The following is a 16614-nucleotide window of genomic DNA, read 5'->3' on the forward strand; positions in this document are numbered from 1 at the left end:
TGCAGAATGATGCCGGCAATGTTGAGGGCTGGCTCATGCTGGGGCGCACCGGTATGGTACTGGGTAATGCCGGTACCGCCACCGGGGCGTATGCGAACGCCTACCGTCTGGACCCGAAAAACAGCGATGCGGCGCTGGGCTATGCGGAGGCGCTGACGCGCTCGTCCGACCCGGAGGATAACCGCCGCGGCGGGGAGCTGCTGCGTCAGCTGGTGAGCCGCGACCACACGGATATCCGGGTGTTAAGCCTGTATGCGTTCAGCGCCTTTGAGCAGCAGCGCTTTGGCGAGGCGGTGGCGGCCTGGGAGATGATGCTGAAGCTGCTGCCGGCGGGTGACGCCCGGCGGGCGGTGATAGAGCGCAGTATCCGGCTGGCGCAGGAGAAATAAGACCCTGACGGCCCGGTGGCGTGGCGCCACCGGGCCTGGCTTGTTACTGCATTCCGCGTGTTTGTAAAAATAGAATGGTCGCCGCGACGCGCGAGCGCACGTTTAGTTTGCGAAGTAGATTACGAATGTGCACCTTAACCGTCTGCTCAGAAATATTCAGTACTGACGCAATCTGTTTGTTAGAAAGCCCCTGCGCCAGCTCATGCAAGACATCTAACTCTCGTTCGGTCAGGATACTAAAGGGATCTTCCTGCGCGCCAAACCGTTCGCGCTCACGCAGATATTCATTGACCCGATCGCTAAAGACTTTACCGCCGTTAGCGCCTTTGCGAATGGCCTCCAGCAGCACTTCCGGATCGCTATCTTTGAGCAGATAACCGTCGGCGCCGGCGTCGATCAGCGCGTAGATGTCGCTGGCGGAATCCGAGACGGTAAGGATAATAATTTGCGCCGTCACACCATCCCGGCGTAGCGCGTTCAGGGTATCTAACCCGCTCAGACCTTTCATATTCAGATCCAGCAGGATCAGATCGGGCTCAATGCGATTCGCCAGATCGATCGCACTCGCCCCGTCACCCGCTTCGGCAACGACATAAAAAGCCGGGTCCAGTTCCAGTAATTGACGAATACCTCGCCGCATAAGTGGATGGTCGTCCACAATAAGCACCTGAAAAGGTGTTACTTCAGGCATGCTATATCTCCTGAGTTTTATTAGAATGATTATTGTTTTCAGCGCGGAAATCGTCCAGATTTGCCACATTGTCAAGCGCGTAAATTTTACCCTAATTAGTGCATGGGTAAGTAGTAAAACCTGTGACAGGCGAGTCATTAGCTGAACGATAGAAAGGATAAAACAACCCGTTGTGAGAGAAAACAGAATACTCCCTGAAGTTGAATACTGGTCTGGACGCTTTTTTCGGACAATGTGACATAACAGAAGTCTGGCATATGTAGCTGCGCCCTTGCCCCCGTAAGTCCAGACTATCTTTACTGGCAGGAAACTCCTTATTAAAAGTCATAGCGTCTAAAGCTTGTCATTATTAACAAATTATTTTAACTGAATTTATTTATGGTTTTATTAATGTCAATGAAATACATCTGAGCAGAACGAATAAACCGCGACATCTGTTAAATTAAATATTAAGTCAATAGCAGAGGTATTTTTATGCGATAAAGAGATTCTGACGATATTCTTATCATAAATGAAAATGTGGTCAGAAATGAGTGTCATTCACTTATAACTTATCCTGGATGTGCCTGAACAACACTCGCGGCGTTTTGAGCACCCGTTGGGGCGACTCAAGGGGAGATCGTAGTGAGTATGTTTTGATTTCTGCACACAGTCCATGTCCAGCCTGTTTGCATCAAAAATGCTGGTTGGAGTAATTATGAAAATAATATTAATACTGGATGCTATATCAGCCGTTTCTGTGAGCGTAAGCGTGGCGTAGAAAATTTTAAATATGTTAGCCGGTTAAAAATAACTATTGACATTGAAATGGTGGTGGAGTGTATATGAAGAGAATATTTATATATATATTATTACCTTGTGCATTCGCATGTTCTGCTAATGATAATGTTTTTTTTGGCAAGGGCAACAAGCATCAGATCTCTTTTGCTGCGGGAGAAAGTATAAGAAGAGGAGGGGTTGAGCATTTATATACGGCTTTTCTGACATACAGTGAACCCAGCGATTTTTTCTTTTTACAGGCAAGAAATAATCTGGAGTTAGGAGGATTTAAGGCTAAGGGTAGCGATGATTGCAGTAAACATTCTGGCAGCGTTCCCTGCAATAAATATAACCAGGGCGTATTGGGTATCTCGAAGGATGTGGCGCTGGTTCATTTCGCTGGTATCTATACCGGTATTGGTCTGGGGGCTTATATAAAATCTAAGTCGCGAGATGATATGCGTGTCAATTCTGCATTTACCTTTGGAGAAAAAGCGTTTCTTGGCTGGAACTTTGGGGCTTTTTCTACAGAAGCTTATATCCGGCATTTTTCGAATGGATCACTCACGGATAAAAATTCAGGGCATAATTTTGTAGGTGCTTCAATTAGTTATAATTTCTGAAGTTGAATAACAATTAGCGAGTTGCTGGCTGAAGGAGTAATCATCACCGTCTACAAAAACGTGTTGTGACTAGCCGATCGTTATCGACCCTATGGCGACAGGGAGGCTAATTGTTAGTAACAAAGAAGTGGTAAGCCGTTTACCTTACCAGAACGTTTTATTATTGCTGCGACAGATTGCTTACTCATTTACCTGCCACTGCAAACATTTCTTCCAGCATAGGGTGTAGATGCGCTTTTTCTGTTTTAGTACAAACATGGTTTACGTTATTTGCCTGCATTGACTTTACGTTGACCACTGCACGGGAAAGGTGTCCGATCAGTTTATGCAAAATAACGTCTCTGGCATCAGCTAACTTTTTAATTGCAGGCATAAAAAAACCAGCCCTGAGAGGCTGGTTTTTAAGGGGAATTTTGGCGCGAGAGGAGCGGAACTAGTGCTCTAACCTGCTAGTTTTACAAGCAATTTGTTCTGTTCAGAGAATGGCGATCTGCCTAAAAATTAGCCTGTAAGGATCGCTTGGTGAATTTGTGATGTTCATCGCTTATTTGCGGCCTGTTAATTCCATGCTACCACGCATAGCACTGCCCACCTCTTGTTAACTCCTCTGTTAGCGGTAAAAGAGCAAATTTTGTTCATACCAGGTGACAATCCTATCTGTCGTTATATAATGAATATAACCAATATATCCATTATGAGGAGGGGGGGATGGCAGTGAAAGGTAACACCGTGCGCCGTGACGAATCCTTCTTTGACATTAAAACCGTCAACGGCGATGAACTGCATACTCTGACTACGCGCGCTGATTCGGAGTATTTGGTCATTGATTTAGGGAACATCAGCGAACGTCATACAGGGTTTGACGAAACCCTTAAAGTTGCGATGAATGCTGCGGTAAATGCGGTTATTGCCTCGATGGGCATTATGTCCCCTGGCGTAAGAACACGAAAAGCGGAAAGCGCGCCGAAAGTGGTGACGTCGGTGGGTGACGCTGTGAACCAGGTCGATAAGCAGGGTTGGGCCGAACGTAATGCGCAGCGTCGTGAAGCGCTTAATGCCTGTATTCTTGCTGATTCTGAGTGGTTGTCAGCAAAAGAGCTCTCAGAGAAAGCGCAGTTCAAAAACACCAACCCCAGCGCCGGGCCTAATCGCTGGAAATCTGCCGGGCGGATATTTGCCATACAGATTAACGGAAAAGACAAATATCCGGGATATGCTCTGGATGAAGGCTATCGTCCTGTGCCCGTCGTCAAACAGGTTATCTCCTTATTTGGCGAGAAAAAAACGCCCTGGGGACTGGCCATCTGGTTCGGTTCGGCAAATAGCTGGCTGGGAGGTAAAAAGCCAAAAGATGTACTGAAAACAATGCCAGGTCAGGTGCTGCAGGCGGCGCAGGCCGAGCTGGATGGAGGGGCGCATGGATGATCCTGATGATAAGGGGCTGATTGAACGAAAAGTACCGGCCCCGAAGGAAAACCTTACCGCTAATTTTGCGAGCTGGGCTGCCGGAAAACCGATTTACCGGATCCATTCATCCAGATTCACCGCGACGCAGTTTAATCCAGGTCTGGGAAGCGCTCGTTTCAGCCCAATGAGCAATGGCGTGCCGACGCTGTATGGCGGCGTCAGCACCGGCGTGGTGATTATGGAAACCCTTTTTCACGATCTGCCCGTAGATTCTGCTGGCGTTCCTTTTGATTTAGGCAGGCTGGAAGGGAAGGTGCATTCCGTCGTTAAGCCTGTTCTGGATCTGAACCTGGTCGATTTGAATCCTAAAACGTTACGGAAGATGGGCGTGAAGCGATCGGAGCTTCTTGATTCTCCGGCAGAGCAGTATGTATTCACGCAGGAATATTCTGTCGCTATCTATAACGCGCACCCGGATGCGCACGGGTTGCAGTGGTCATCTCGGCAACATGGCGGCACAGCTCTGATGTTATTTGGCGATCGGGTAACGCCGGAACAACTGACGGTTGAAACGGAGTCTGAGCCTGTTCTGGCGTCAGAGAGTATTCTGGCGTTGATTGAGGAGGAGGCGGATCAACTTGGCATTGTTTTGATCGAGCCTTATGGTGGTGATGAACCGGGGGAAATGTAACGAATTGGTGTTTTCCTTATTCGTGACATCCGGTCATTCGTACCATGTCGACAGCTTGCTGTTATAAGTATTTTGATGTAATCAAGGATATTGCAGCAGGCTTCTTCCAACATAGTAAATGTTTTTATCTGCTAACGTGTCAGAAGTTTGAAAAATTTTTTGCAAGTGTGTTGTCATGGTAGTTTCCTCATTGTGCGGTTGTTACATTAACTGACTGATAAGGTGTATGTAATTACTGATCCACTACTTCTTTGCTAAAGCAGACCTTCAATGATACAAAGCGCAATCGCTTAATTTTTAACGCACTAGCGCAGCCTATCTTGGGCGCATATCATAATCAAAAATATTGGCGCTGCTAATGTTAGTGTGGATGAGGGAAGAAATGCCCTCCCGAAGGGAGAAAAGTTGATGAGTATTGCAGGCATACGTTCCAATCGTGGAGATGGTTACCAGACACTGGTAGCCTTTGATTGGGCGTTGACAGTACTATCCGACCAGGATTTTCAATGGATTGAAATCGACTCGATAAGTTATCTCGTTGATGATGTAGTTATTGGCAAAATCGACGGAAATATAATCGTTTGTCAGTGCAAAAAGAATCAAACCGATTTCAAGGCTTGGACGATAGCTGACCTTGGAGATGAACTAGATAAAGCCTCCCTTCTACTGGCTGAGAACCCAAAGGTGAATGTCCGATTCTATTCCCGAAATAACTTTGGCGACCTTGCAAAACTTAAAGAGCACAGTTCATCTCAACCAGACGAAGGCAGTTACCAACAAAGTTTAGGTAAGGCGCAGCGGTTGCTGGATGACGCCTTGTCAAAACAACTGGCAAAAATTGCCCCCAGCCTTTCAACGTTTGAATTCCTGAGTCGAACCAATTTCGTGACCAGCGACGATTTAGATCGGATGGAAGCATTGTTACGCGAACGTTTACGAAACTTGGTGAGCAATACTGACTCTGCCTTCAATGCTCTCTGGATGAAACTCGACCAACTAGGCGCACGCATGGATGGCAGTAGATCATCTACAGCGGTTCAGCATCGCTTAACCAAACACGATCTTCGGAACATTATCCAACAGTCTGGGTCAACACTGGCTCCTCCCATGGATCTTGTAGGGATACGCCATTCTTTTTCCAGTACTTCTGCTATTGGTAGGTCTTGGCGTCGAGACATTGCGGGGCTGCGTATTACCAGCCCAATTGTGAATGAGATTCTTGCCGCCATTGATGTGCGAAAAAGATCTATCCTGCTTACAGGTCTCCCTGGTTCTGGGAAAACATGTGTAATGCTTGCATTGCAGGAGGCATTGGAAGAACGTGTAAAAACCTGTTCAAATATTGTACCTCTCTTTATTCAATCACGTGAGTTTGCTGACCTGGCTACGTCAGAAGAGCGTCAGGTTCAGGGACTATCGCAACAGTGGGTTGAGAAAGCTGCAAGGCTGGCTGAAGACGCTCATGTGGTAGTCGTTATTGATTCTTTAGATGTATTGTCCATTGCTCGTGAACATCGCGTACTGCAGTATTTTCTTGCACAGATCGATCGTCTGCTGTTGATCCCCAATATCACAGTTGTTACCGCCTGTCGCGACTTTGACAAACATTACGACAGACGGATTGCCGAACGGCATTGGGATTGTGAATTAAAGTGCCAGCCACTGGACTGGAATAATGAAATTGTGCCATTGCTTGATACGCTAGGGATTGCGACAGCCGCTATCGATGCTGATACGCGCGAGCTGATTCGCAATCCGCGTGAATTGGCACTATTTGTTGAACTGGCCCGAAGAGACGGCAGTTTCAACGTAGTGACCAGTCAGGCACTGGCGCAACGTTATCTGGATACTATTGTGCTTGCTGATAGCGACTTAGGGGATAATGCGATACAAGCGATTGAAGCTATTGCGTCAGAAATGCTGAAAATGCGAAGCCTGGTAGTACCGCATCAACGCTTTACTGCTTCTCCGGACATTCAGCGAAAACTTTGTAGCCTCAATGTATTGCAGGAAACTCAGGATGGGAAGCTGACCTTTGGTCATCAAACCCTTCTGGATGTGCTTGTCATAAGTCGAGCCATTCGTAATGGTGTCACATTGAACGAATTCATACGCGGTTTACCACCTGTTCCATTTGTTCGTCCCAGCATCCGAAGTTTTATTGCTCAGTTGGCTCTGGGTGAGCGCCGCGAGTACAGAAAACAACTTAGAACCGTATTGACGGGTAATGCGGCCTTCCATATCAGACGTCTGGTAGCAGAATCGTTTGCTGAACAAAAACCGCAGAATGAAGACTGGTTATTGATACGAGAACTGCGAGAAAAAAACCGTGAAGTTTTTCAGGTAGTTTATGTCGCAGGCGGATCGATTGAGTGGCATCGTTTCTGGATCAATAATTTGGTTCCCTATTTAAAAGCGACCCGGGATGCTGAAGGCGTGGCGATGCATGTTCATCGTATTGCCCAATGGAGCAATATTGATACTGCTGGCGTGGTATCATTCTGGATAGAAGCGCTTACGCTGAACTGGTTTGATGGCAATGGAATTGCGGATCAGATAGCAATGCATCTCTCGGTCATTAAGGCTGAAAATTTATCAGTAGTTGTTCCATTGCTTATGCGATTACTTGATACGCCACTATCGGATTACAGCCCTCTTGGGGAGGTCATTGCTAATTGCGTGGCTGCTGGTGTGATAGGAGATACGTTACTTTGGCGTTATATTACGGATGGCCTTACAGGTGAGGATATACTGCAACACAGATTCGATAATAAGCTGCGTTGCCAACCCCATGAATTTGGTAGTAAAAATGAAAACTTTCTCCAGCAACGTATGGTACGATCCAGTACTTTGCTGGATTTAGCTGTAGATGCAATAGAATACTGGAGTTATACCCAAGAATCACAATATGGCGAAACCCGTATAAGTTATCGTTATGGTTTTCTGGGGGAAACGTCATATGAAAATGTTCATAGTCAGCGGGATATACATCATGTGGACAGTATGAATATTCTTTTTGACGCAGTTGAAGCTGGTATTCTTTACAACGCAAAAATACACTCAAACTGGTGGCAAAAAAACTGTGAACGCCTTTGTTTCCATCATGAAGGCGCGTTGCTCTATTTTGGTATACTTGCCTGTACCCAATCGCCAGAAGCCAATATTGACCTGATAGGCCGCATGTTGTGTGACCGCAATATGCTGGAGTTTGAACTTTCTTTTGAATTAGGTGGTTTGATACAGTCAATATTCACATTTCTTCCTTCCCCCAAACAAGATGCTGTGATGGCTAGCATTTTAAATATGTGGAAAGATGTTGCCGATAGTAATGATTTAAGGGTGATGAAATCGCAAGCCGAAGTGATTGTGTCGATTCCTTGCCACCTGCGTTCACTCGAAGCGCAGGCGGTGTTGGATACCTATGAGAAAAAAGCAGGAGTATTGATCCGTCAGCCTAAAATTCATTCTCATGGTGGCATTGTTAGAGCGCCATTCTCATTTGAGCTATTTCTTGGCATCAATGACGACGGAGTGTTGAAATTACTGGCGCATTATGAGGGCCATTCTGGTTGGGATTGGAATGATTTTTTGGTCGGCGGTGAGCGTGAGGTGGGCTGGCAATTACGAGAGGCCTCCTCTCGTCATCCTTCCCGATTTTTGGGCTTATTATCTAATCACTGGACGGACATACCTGAAAGTTTTCGTGATGATGTCATGAATGGGGTTTCCACATATCTGGCCCATCGCTATGGCAACTTGAAGGCTGACGAAACATGGAATCCGCTCGAAGAACCTGATGCTTCCCTCCTGGCAAACCGGATCCTTGATGAACTGGAAAGACACCCAAGGTACTGGAGGCATCGACGCTCTACGGCTAAAGCCCTTGAAGCATGCTCGCATGTCATACATGACCCACGAAAAGCAGAGCAGCTTTTATTTTTAGCCATAGATTTCGTTGGGTTTCAGGAAGAGGATCCAATCAAGGGTGACTCTGTCGGTTTACTTGGCTTAGGACTCAATATGGCAAAAGGTGCCGTAGCCGAAGCTTTGATGATTCTCGCAGATAATTTTCTAGCGCAGGACAACGAATTCCCTGAGCTGCTGGCACCTACATTGCGCCGTTTCGCCCGTGACAAACATCCGGCGGTTCGCGCCATGATCTTACGCCGCTTACCCTATTTGCAAAGCAAATCTTTCGATTTCGGTTGGGATTTATTCCACCTCGTCATGCAGGATGCAGATGGACTTTGGAAAATTGCTGAGCGATGCCTTTATTATGCATACCACAGACATTTTGATGTCGTGGAGCCTTTATTAGCGCGCCTTCGCTGTGAAGGGCGTGGTAAAGATTTGGAAACTTGGGGACGCATTTCAGCTTTAGCAGCCATGACTCAACACGTTGAGTTTAATGAATTTCTAAACGACTTGAATGTTCTGGACACTACAGAGGCCTGGCATGGCGCAACCACCGTCTGGACAAACGCTGAAAACATGCGACAGCAAAGGGAACAGTGCTTTGCGGGTATTAAGGCGGGTTTAAATGCTGATGGCCGCCATGCCCTGGGAGTAGCGGGTGAGATGGCTCGCATTTTCCACTATAAAGGTGAAGTCGTTTTTGTTCCGATAGGATTGCTCAGTCGTTGTTTTTCAGTATTTGAAAACGCTGGCGATGGTGAGAAGAAACATCCTCGTTTCTTCGGGTTTATCGAATGGCTTAATGTAATTTCGCTACAAGACCCAGAATACGCTTTAGCTGCGACAGAAATCTACTTAGCCTATGTAGATCATAGCAAACAACGCTTATATGATCATAATGATAATCTCACCCAATTGATGACCAGGCTTTTTGCGGAAGCAGAAGAACGTGAGGAGTCTGATCGTGGTTCAATGCTACAACGCGTTGTGGCGATACAAGATACGCTACTTTCTTTGGGGGTTAAGGAGATAGCCGATTGGTTAAAAGCAGCGGAAAGGCCATAATTTCCATACACCATAATCTTGCTGCTTTATGCTTTAGATAGAGTGATCATATCATTTCCATTTTCTGCGATCTCAGCCCCTGGATAATGTAATGAAAGGGGTTGAAATGAGCTCTTAATGTGCTGGTGAAAAATAAGGTGCGGTCAGATCGAGACCTATCACTTTCAGTCTTAGAGAGCTGTCTTTGGCCATAAGATGTTCAGCTTTTGCATTGAGTAGATCAACTAATTTATTGAAGTTGAGGTATTTTTTGGTTAATGGATCGCGCCAGCGTTTTTTGGCTTTATCGCGGATCTCGCGGGCGTAACCGAGAGAAACAGCGGGGTAAGGGCCAATACTCATGGTTCGTCATTTGTGCGAGTGGGGATGGTAGTAGCGAAACAGCCACAACTTTGAGCCTTGCGGAGTGATTTTTAGTTCCAGCCCATCACCATCATAAAGTACGTGTGGTTTAGCGGAAGGGCGGGCATTTTTGATTTCTATATTGCTTAAGGGCCGAGGTTTTTGCATTGCATTGTCCTCTATAAATCAATGTATTTATTGAGGAAAATGCCACTTTGGGCATGTCGGGATAACGCCAAAGATCTCGATAGCCCAAATATATGCCTAAAAACTGCGGATGCAAGCGAACAACTATGAACGACTACGAACGAACAATAAAAAAACAGCGAGTCTTACAACTCGCTGTTTTTGTGGGGTTTATGAACGAGTACGAACGACTACGACTAGTTCAAAAAATTTGATTGGTCGGCACGAGAGGATTTGAACCTCCGACCCCCGACACCCCATGACGGTGCGCTACCAGGCTGCGCTACGTGCCGACTTGTGGGTGCTAATACTACCTCTTTCCAACGCGAATGCAAGGGGAAACGGTGCTAACTGATTTATAATTAATCAGTTAGCGATAAAACGTTTCTCTTCTGTTAGCACTTGCAGCAGCAGACTGAGCTGCGGCTTCTGATCTTTGATCTTCTCGCCGTGTAAGTCATAGGTCTGATAATGACCGTTATTATTGAGCACCAGAGTCATTTGCGGCGTCGTGATTGCCAGCGTACTGCCGTCTGCCGCCGTTACCCAGTTATGACGACGTGGAACGGTAAAGATGTCCTGGCCCTGTGAATATTCGTTCGCTGGCGTGCTGACATGTAACAGGCGTTGCATCAACGTGGTCATCACATCGGTATGATCGGTAAGCACATTAATACGCTGCGCAGGCGTCCCCGGCCAGTGGATCACCAGCGGTACTTGCAGATGACCTTGCGACCAGTCGAAGCGATTTTCTTCCGGCGTCAACGGTATGCCGCGTCCTGCGGTAATGATCACGACGGTATTGTCGAATTTACCGGCCTCTCGCAGCGCGTTCAGAACCCGATTGATTTGCGCATCCACGTCGCTGGCGGCGCTGGCGTAACGCTTAACAAAATTCTTCTGATTACTGTCATCAATGTTAGTACCGTTAAACGATACCCATGAGAACCAGCGGTTATCTTCCTGTGCGTAGCGTCCAAGCCAGTCTATCCACTGGCTGGCCGTTTGCGCATCAGACTGCGTCTGCGCTGTCGGCATCGAGAAATCGGACAGTAATGCCTGACGGTAAAGCGGGCTGGCGAAGCCATCCGAAGAAAACAGTCCCAGTTGGTAGCCTTGCTGATTCAACGCGGTAATGAGCGCCGCAGGGGTTCTGGTGGATAACACGCCATCCATATAGCCTGGCGATATGCCATAGAACAGGCCGAAAATACCGTTATCAGTGGTATTCCCTGAACTCATATGACGGGTGAAGTCGATGTTTTGCTCGGCAAATGTAGCCAGCTCCGGCATCTGCTTCTCAAAGCGAGAATAGTTCAGGCCGTCTACGGTAATGAGCAGCACATTCTGACCGGTGCCCATATCGCGATAGTGCAAATTGCTGAGCGGGTACTGTACGGAGACCGCTTCCGGATTGCCTTGCTCTACCAGACGGCGCTGATATTCCTGCGCATCCAGCAGACCGTGTTTTTCAAGAAAACGTCGCGCCGTCATCGGATAAGAGAGCGGCAGGTTTGCCCGCTGCATGGTAATCGGCCGGTAAAAATTAGCGTCTGCCCAGATGTAGATAAGATGCGATGCGATAAAGGAGACGAAAAAGAATGCCGCAAGCGGCCTTGCGAAATGGCGGCGGCGCGTAAGACTGCGCAGCTTTTGCCAACTCCATGTCGCAAATAGCATCTCAATCAATAAGATAACCGGCACGCTAATAAACATAAGCTGCCAGTCGCGCGCCATTTCGTTCTGGTCAGGGTTGATGACCAGCTCCCAGACAATGGGATTAAGATGCAGGTGAAAACGGGTAAAGACTTCGCTGTCGATAAGCAACAACGTCATACCCGCGGTCGCCAGAATGGCTGATAAAAACCGCATCAGCCGCTGGGACATCACGATAAACGTGAGCGGAAAAAGAATAAGCAAATAGGTGGCGAACACCAGAAAGCTAAAGTGCCCGACAATGCTCAGGTAGGAGTATATGCGACCCGCAAGCGTTGTCGGCCAGTCGGCGACAAACAGGTAACGGCTGCCGAGCAACGTAGCCAACAGTATATTGAACAGAGCGAACCAGTGCCCCCAGCTAACCATCTGGGAGACTTTTTCACGGTAGCGCTGACGATGAGTTACCATACCTGTCGCTTGTTTCTCCGGAGTCGGCTTTTTAGTGCGCGTTGTCTTCGCTAATCGAAGACTGCAAGGCGCGGGCAAAAGAGTTCGCAATCGCCTGGCGTTGAGCCGGCGCCACGCTGGTGTTGATAAGGTTGGTGACCATATTTCCCAGCACCATCAGGGAAAGATCGGTCGGCGCCTTATGTTTTTCCAGTACACTGAGCAGTTCGCTCAGCAGTTGTTCAACATGTTCATCACTATAGCGGGAGAGTTGTGGCATAAATCAAAATCTGTTTGTTCATGAAAGGGCAACATATTACCGTAGCAACAGTTTTTTTTCTGCATTTTTATCCCCTAAATCATTCGCGTTACGGATAACGCCTGAAATGACAGGGCGATTGCTTGCGTCTTCCGGCAGGCGGTGGTTGAATACCGCCCGGTCTTAAAGGAGAGTTTATCATGAGTCTGGATATCAACCAGATTGCCCTGCACCAGCTTATCAAGCGCGATGAGCAAAATCTTGAGCTGGTCTTGCGCGATTCATTGCTGGAGCCGACAACCACCGTTGTCGAGATGGTGGCTGAACTGCATCGGGTCTATAGCGCCAAGAATAAGGCGTATGGCCTGTTTAATGAAGAGAGTGAACTGGCGCAAGCGCTGCGGTTGCAACGTCAGGGGGAAGAAGATTTTCTTGCCTTTAGCCGGGCGGCGACCGGACGCCTGCGTGACGAACTGGCGAAATATCCCTTTGCGGACGGCGGCATTGTATTGTTCTGCCATTATCGCTACCTGGCGGTGGAGTATCTGCTGGTTACGGTACTGAACAACCTGAGCAGTATGCGGGTCAATGAAAATCTGGACATTAACCCGACGCATTATCTTGATATCAACCATGCGGATATCGTGGCGCGTATCGATCTTACCGAGTGGGAAACTAATCCGCAATCGACCCGCTATCTGACGTTCCTGAAAGGTCGGGTAGGGCGCAAGGTCGCTGACTTCTTTATGGATTTCCTCGGCGCCAGCGAAGGGTTGAACGCCAAAGCGCAGAATCGCGGCCTGTTGCAGGCAGTGGATGATTTCACCGCAGAAGCGCAGTTGGATAAAGCGGAACGTCAGAACGTGCGTCAGCAGGTGTACAGCTACTGCAACGAGCAGTTACAAGCCGGGGAAGAGATTGAGCTGGAATCGCTGTCTAAAGAGCTTTCCGGCGTCAGTGAAGTCAGCTTCAGCGAATTTACCGCCGAAAAAGGCTATGAGCTGGAAGAGAGCTTTCCGGCGGATCGCAGTACGCTGCGCCAGCTAACCAAATATGCCGGCAGCGGCGGCGGGTTAACGATTAACTTTGATGCGATGCTGCTGGGCGAGCGGATTTTCTGGGACCCGGCGACTGATACCCTGACTATCAAAGGGACGCCGCCGAATCTGCGCGACCAGTTGCAGCGACGCTCGTCGGGCGGGAAATAAAGGCATACGACATAAAAGGACGCCGTAGTGAGTAAAGGAATACGTCAGAAGCCGCCTGTTAATTTCAGTTTATTTCGGCAGGTTTTGTATGCGCACATTGTCGCATTTTTGATGATGTTGGTGCTCGGCATGGTGTTCACCGTTCTCTCGTTGGTACTGTTTTATACTTATGGCGCCAACTGGTTACTGAGCTTGTTCATATGCCCGCTGTTCTTGTTAAGTGGTTTATTCATTACTGGATTTGCTTTTAAATCAACCTGGTCCAGCATACGTTACTATTACGACAAGGGGCAGTTGAAACGGTATGGACTCAATCTTGATGCAACTTTGACGCATAAAGAGAAGGTGGAAATACGCATCGATAATGCAAAGCGTCAAGTGCGTGTAGATGAACTGGAACTCCATGTCTTATTTGATTTTCAGTTTGATAGCAAGACATGGAGCTGCGGCGACTTACTGACCAATGAAAAGGTATTTGATGCGTTGAATGACGGGCAAACGATACCAATACGAATTCTGCCATGGAAACCGGAAAGTGCCAGCGTTCGTCAACGGGCATTATTCAATCGGCTTAAAGGTATGAATACCGCGTCGGAAACTACAGATCCTCGATTAGGGGAGGCGCTAATTGAATGTGGCGAGGTGTAAGAAAGCAGAAAAGCAAAGTGGGTTCTCGTTGCTCTGCATGTCGTCAAATTCAATTAAACGCATAAAAAAACCCCGCCGGGGCGGGGTTTTTCTTCAACTTCCAGGCGATTACGCGCGAACGAAGTCGATGTGAGTCAGCTTCGGTTTGTAAGCGTGACGCTGTACAGCCTGAGCTTTAACTTTTACTTCTTTACCGTCAACAACGAGGGTCAGAACTTCGCTGTAGAATTCAGCTTTAGCTTGCATGTTCATCACCTGGTCGTGGTCCAGTTCGATAGCAATCGGGGCTTCAGAACCGCCGTAGATGATTGCCGGGAACTTGTTAGCGGCGCGCAGGCGGCGGCTCGCACCCTTACCCTGCTCTTTACGTACTTCTGCGTTGATAGTAAACATTTAAATCTCTCTTTAATAATTCCTGCTACAGGCGACCCAGCAACAGGTAAGTGATCTGCTTTGCGTATGCAAAGGCGGGCGGGATTCTATACTCAAATCGCCGTTACATCAATGAAAAGTACAATTAACCACGTAATTCGTGCGCCCGGCGGAAGCGGCCTTCATAGTCGAACACTTTTTCACGCACCTGCCAGTACTGGCCTTTCATCCGCGCGACCACAAAATCGGGATGCCGCAACAGCGCCTGCTGCGCGACAATATCCGCCGCCGTGATCCAGCGTAAAGGAACGCCGGGCGTGCGCGTATGCGGGCGAATAAATAGCTGTTCGAAAGCGGTACGCTGGGCGGGCGTGTGCAAGCGGAAGCGCTCACTGACATCCGCGCCGTCCTCGTCATAGTAAGTGATTTTCAGCCATTCGCCTTTCTCATCCTGCCCATGCTGCATCGTCATTCCGCTACAGCGCAGGACTAACGCATCCTTGAGCCTGAGCGCCGCTTTTAACATATCGTCCGGGTCGACCAGAATAGCGTCACATTCCCGGCAGCGTCGGGCGGCAATATCGTTTTCGGCATTACACTGCGGGCAGTTTTTGAAGCGAAAGCGAAAATCGCACTGCTCGCGATGGCCGTCATCATCGTCAAACCAGCCCTGGCAGCGACGGCCAAAGTGTTCAATCAGCGTGCCGTCGGCAGTGGTTTTCCCCCAGAAGGTGTTGGCAAAGCCGCAGGCCGGGCAAAATACCTGGACAGGGACGTTATCGCTTTTTCCCTTCGGGCTACCGACCTCCGGGGCATACAGGTCGTGCGGGTTGCCAGCGTAATCAAGAATCAGGCAATCGGTCTTTCCCGGCGCAAGGCGCAGACCACGCCCGACAATTTGTTGGTAAAGACTAACTGACTCGGTGGGACGTAGAATCGCGATGAGATCAACGTGTGGGGCGTCAAAGCCGGTGGTCAGCACCGAGACGTTAACCAGATAGCGAAAACGCTGCGCCTTGAAATTATCAATCAGCGCGTCGCGCTCGGGCCCTGGCGTATCGCCGGTAATCAGCGCCGCGTCGTCCGCCGGAAGCAGACCGACAATCTCTTTCGCATGTTCGACCGTGGCGGCGAAAATCATCACGCCTTTGCGCGTTTGCGCAAATTCCATAATCTGGCTGATGATGTGCGGCGTAATCCGCTGCTGCTTTTTCAGCTCGCGGTTCAGGTCGGCTTCGCTGAACAGCCCATTGCTTTGGGCCTGCAGGCGGCTGAAATCGTATTGGACCACTGGCATATCAAGCCGCTCAGGCGGCGTCAGATAGCCGTGTTTAATCATATAGCGCAGCGGCAGTTCATAAATACAGTCGCGAAACAGAGCGTTGTCGTTGCCGCGCACCATACCGTGATAATGAAATTGATAAATCCAGCCTTTTCCGAGGCGAAAAGGCGTGGCGGTGAGCCCAAGCAGACGTAAGTGAGGATTAACTTTACTCAGGTGAGTGAGGATTTGCTGATACTGACTGTCTTCATCGTCACCGATGCGGTGGCATTCATCGACAATCAACAGCGAAAACTCCTCCTGGAAGGCGTCAAGATTACGCGCCACCGACTGTACGCTGCCGAACACGACTTTGCCCTGACTCTCTTTACGTTTGAGTCCGGCGGCGAAAATATCCGCTTCCAGCCCCAGCGCGCAATATTTGGCGTGGTTCTGCGCGACCAGCTCTTTCACATGCGCCAGCACCAGTACCCGTCCGCGGGCGACGCGCGCCAGTTCGGCGATCACCAGGCTTTTACCTGCGCCGGTCGGCAGAACAATCACGGCGGGCGTACGGTGGCGGCGAAAGTGGCTGAGCGTGGCGTCTACGGCTTCTTGCTGGTAGGGGCGGAGTGTAAAAATCATGGTCTCACTACGTTAAACGGTTCCGGGAATAGTATGCCATGAATCAT

The 16614-nt window shown here is 48.7% G+C and carries 15 protein-coding genes and 1 tRNA gene; 7 read left to right on the plus strand and 9 right to left on the minus strand.

All coding sequences use genetic code 11. The features are described 5' to 3' along the window. On the plus strand, window positions 1–389 hold a 389-nt coding region (locus ACLJPQ_RS04755; protein WP_369529434.1), incomplete at its 5' end, for a tetratricopeptide repeat protein. Between the two features lie 43 nt (window positions 390–432). Here the strand turns inward: ACLJPQ_RS04755 and narP are convergent. Continuing rightward, window positions 433–1080: a nitrate/nitrite response regulator protein NarP gene (narP, locus tag ACLJPQ_RS04760; RefSeq protein WP_001115500.1), complete on the minus strand. Its 648-nt coding sequence runs from the start codon at window positions 1078–1080 to the stop codon at window positions 433–435. 818 nt (window positions 1081–1898) lie between these two features. Here narP and pagL point away from each other — a divergent pair. Further along, complete coding sequence (gene pagL / locus ACLJPQ_RS04765) at window positions 1899–2462, plus strand: lipid A 3-O-deacylase PagL (RefSeq protein ID WP_080184667.1); 564 nt, start codon at window positions 1899–1901, stop codon at window positions 2460–2462. A 184-nt stretch (window positions 2463–2646) separates the two neighbouring features. On the opposite strand, the gene ACLJPQ_RS04770 is transcribed toward pagL, so the two are convergent. Further along, entirely contained in the window at window positions 2647–2835 is a 189-nt protein-coding gene (locus tag ACLJPQ_RS04770; protein ID WP_061424449.1) for a DinI-like family protein, read from the minus strand. 335 nt (window positions 2836–3170) lie between these two features. Between ACLJPQ_RS04770 and ACLJPQ_RS04775 the strand changes: the two genes are divergently transcribed. The 3 genes from ACLJPQ_RS04775 to ACLJPQ_RS04785 all read left to right on the plus strand — a co-directional run bounded on the left by ACLJPQ_RS04775 (window position 3171) and on the right by ACLJPQ_RS04785 (window position 9540). Beyond that, window positions 3171–3887 carry an integrase gene (locus tag ACLJPQ_RS04775; protein WP_061424452.1) on the plus strand — a complete coding sequence of 239 codons (717 nt, stop codon included), beginning with the start codon at window positions 3171–3173 and terminating at the stop codon, window positions 3885–3887. Beyond that, window positions 3880–4560, plus strand: coding sequence for an RES family NAD+ phosphorylase (locus ACLJPQ_RS04780; RefSeq protein WP_000342600.1), 681 nt, complete (start codon window positions 3880–3882; stop codon window positions 4558–4560). Before ACLJPQ_RS04775 ends, ACLJPQ_RS04780 begins: the two co-directional genes overlap by 8 nt. Before the next feature lie 408 nt (window positions 4561–4968). Then, window positions 4969–9540: an AAA family ATPase gene (locus ACLJPQ_RS04785; RefSeq protein ID WP_080184666.1), complete on the plus strand. Its 4572-nt coding sequence runs from the start codon at window positions 4969–4971 to the stop codon at window positions 9538–9540. A gap of 114 nt (window positions 9541–9654) precedes the next feature. Here the strand turns inward: ACLJPQ_RS04785 and ACLJPQ_RS04790 are convergent, their stop codons facing one another. From ACLJPQ_RS04790 to ACLJPQ_RS04810, 5 genes are all read right to left on the minus strand, one after another. Next, entirely contained in the window at window positions 9655–9882 is a 228-nt protein-coding gene (locus ACLJPQ_RS04790; protein ID WP_061424458.1) for an Arm DNA-binding domain-containing protein, read from the minus strand. Between the two features lie 6 nt (window positions 9883–9888). Next, window positions 9889–10050 (minus strand): integrase arm-type DNA-binding domain-containing protein, encoded by a 162-nt coding sequence (locus tag ACLJPQ_RS04795; protein WP_350427404.1) that lies wholly within the window; start codon window positions 10048–10050, stop codon window positions 9889–9891. A gap of 234 nt (window positions 10051–10284) precedes the next feature. After that, window positions 10285–10361, minus strand: a tRNA-Pro gene (locus ACLJPQ_RS04800). Window positions 10362–10434: 73 nt separating this feature from the next. After that, window positions 10435–12195: an LPS biosynthesis-modulating metalloenzyme YejM gene (gene yejM, locus ACLJPQ_RS04805; protein ID WP_000256155.1), complete on the minus strand. Its 1761-nt coding sequence runs from the start codon at window positions 12193–12195 to the stop codon at window positions 10435–10437. 31 nt (window positions 12196–12226) lie between these two features. Next, window positions 12227–12454: a YejL family protein gene (locus ACLJPQ_RS04810; RefSeq protein WP_001135904.1), complete on the minus strand. Its 228-nt coding sequence runs from the start codon at window positions 12452–12454 to the stop codon at window positions 12227–12229. Window positions 12455–12633: 179 nt separating this feature from the next. On the opposite strand from ACLJPQ_RS04810, the gene yejK reads away from it, so the two are divergent. Further along, window positions 12634–13641, plus strand: coding sequence for a nucleoid-associated protein YejK (yejK, locus tag ACLJPQ_RS04815; RefSeq protein ID WP_000050804.1), 1008 nt, complete (start codon window positions 12634–12636; stop codon window positions 13639–13641). A 27-nt stretch (window positions 13642–13668) separates the two neighbouring features. After that, on the plus strand, window positions 13669–14289 hold the full coding sequence (locus ACLJPQ_RS04820) for a hypothetical protein (RefSeq protein WP_000033432.1): 621 nt from the start codon (window positions 13669–13671) through the stop codon (window positions 14287–14289). A 108-nt stretch (window positions 14290–14397) separates the two neighbouring features. Here the strand turns inward: ACLJPQ_RS04820 and rplY are convergent, their stop codons facing one another. Continuing rightward, window positions 14398–14682 (minus strand): 50S ribosomal protein L25, encoded by a 285-nt coding sequence (gene rplY / locus ACLJPQ_RS04825; RefSeq protein WP_000494192.1) that lies wholly within the window; start codon window positions 14680–14682, stop codon window positions 14398–14400. Window positions 14683–14806: 124 nt separating this feature from the next. Next, on the minus strand, window positions 14807–16567 hold the full coding sequence (locus tag ACLJPQ_RS04830; protein ID WP_000578115.1) for a DEAD/DEAH box helicase: 1761 nt from the start codon (window positions 16565–16567) through the stop codon (window positions 14807–14809). Window positions 16568–16614: the final 47 nt, after the last annotated feature.

Origin of the sequence: Salmonella sp. SAL04213 (assembly GCF_046550535.1) — a bacterium.
GTDB lineage: Bacteria > Pseudomonadota > Gammaproteobacteria > Enterobacterales > Enterobacteriaceae > Salmonella > Salmonella enterica.

Bases quoted from the DNA above. Each gene is read 5' to 3' on its own strand.
- narP (WP_001115500.1), bottom strand. From the start codon at position 1,080: ATGCCTGAAGTAACACCTTTTCAGGTGCTTATTGTGGACGACCATCCA.
- ACLJPQ_RS04770 (WP_061424449.1), bottom strand. From the start codon at position 2,835: ATGCCTGCAATTAAAAAGTTAGCTGATGCCAGAGACGTTATTTTGCAT.
- ACLJPQ_RS04775 (WP_061424452.1), top strand. From the start codon at position 3,171: ATGGCAGTGAAAGGTAACACCGTGCGCCGTGACGAATCCTTCTTTGAC.
- ACLJPQ_RS04780 (WP_000342600.1), top strand. From the start codon at position 3,880: ATGGATGATCCTGATGATAAGGGGCTGATTGAACGAAAAGTACCGGCC.
- ACLJPQ_RS04785 (WP_080184666.1), top strand. From the start codon at position 4,969: ATGAGTATTGCAGGCATACGTTCCAATCGTGGAGATGGTTACCAGACA.
- ACLJPQ_RS04790 (WP_061424458.1), bottom strand. From the start codon at position 9,882: ATGAGTATTGGCCCTTACCCCGCTGTTTCTCTCGGTTACGCCCGCGAG.
- ACLJPQ_RS04795 (WP_350427404.1), bottom strand. From the start codon at position 10,050: ATGCAAAAACCTCGGCCCTTAAGCAATATAGAAATCAAAAATGCCCGC.
- yejM (WP_000256155.1), bottom strand. From the start codon at position 12,195: ATGGTAACTCATCGTCAGCGCTACCGTGAAAAAGTCTCCCAGATGGTT.
- ACLJPQ_RS04810 (WP_001135904.1), bottom strand. From the start codon at position 12,454: ATGCCACAACTCTCCCGCTATAGTGATGAACATGTTGAACAACTGCTG.
- yejK (WP_000050804.1), top strand. From the start codon at position 12,634: ATGAGTCTGGATATCAACCAGATTGCCCTGCACCAGCTTATCAAGCGC.
- rplY (WP_000494192.1), bottom strand. From the start codon at position 14,682: ATGTTTACTATCAACGCAGAAGTACGTAAAGAGCAGGGTAAGGGTGCG.
- ACLJPQ_RS04830 (WP_000578115.1), bottom strand. From the start codon at position 16,567: ATGATTTTTACACTCCGCCCCTACCAGCAAGAAGCCGTAGACGCCACG.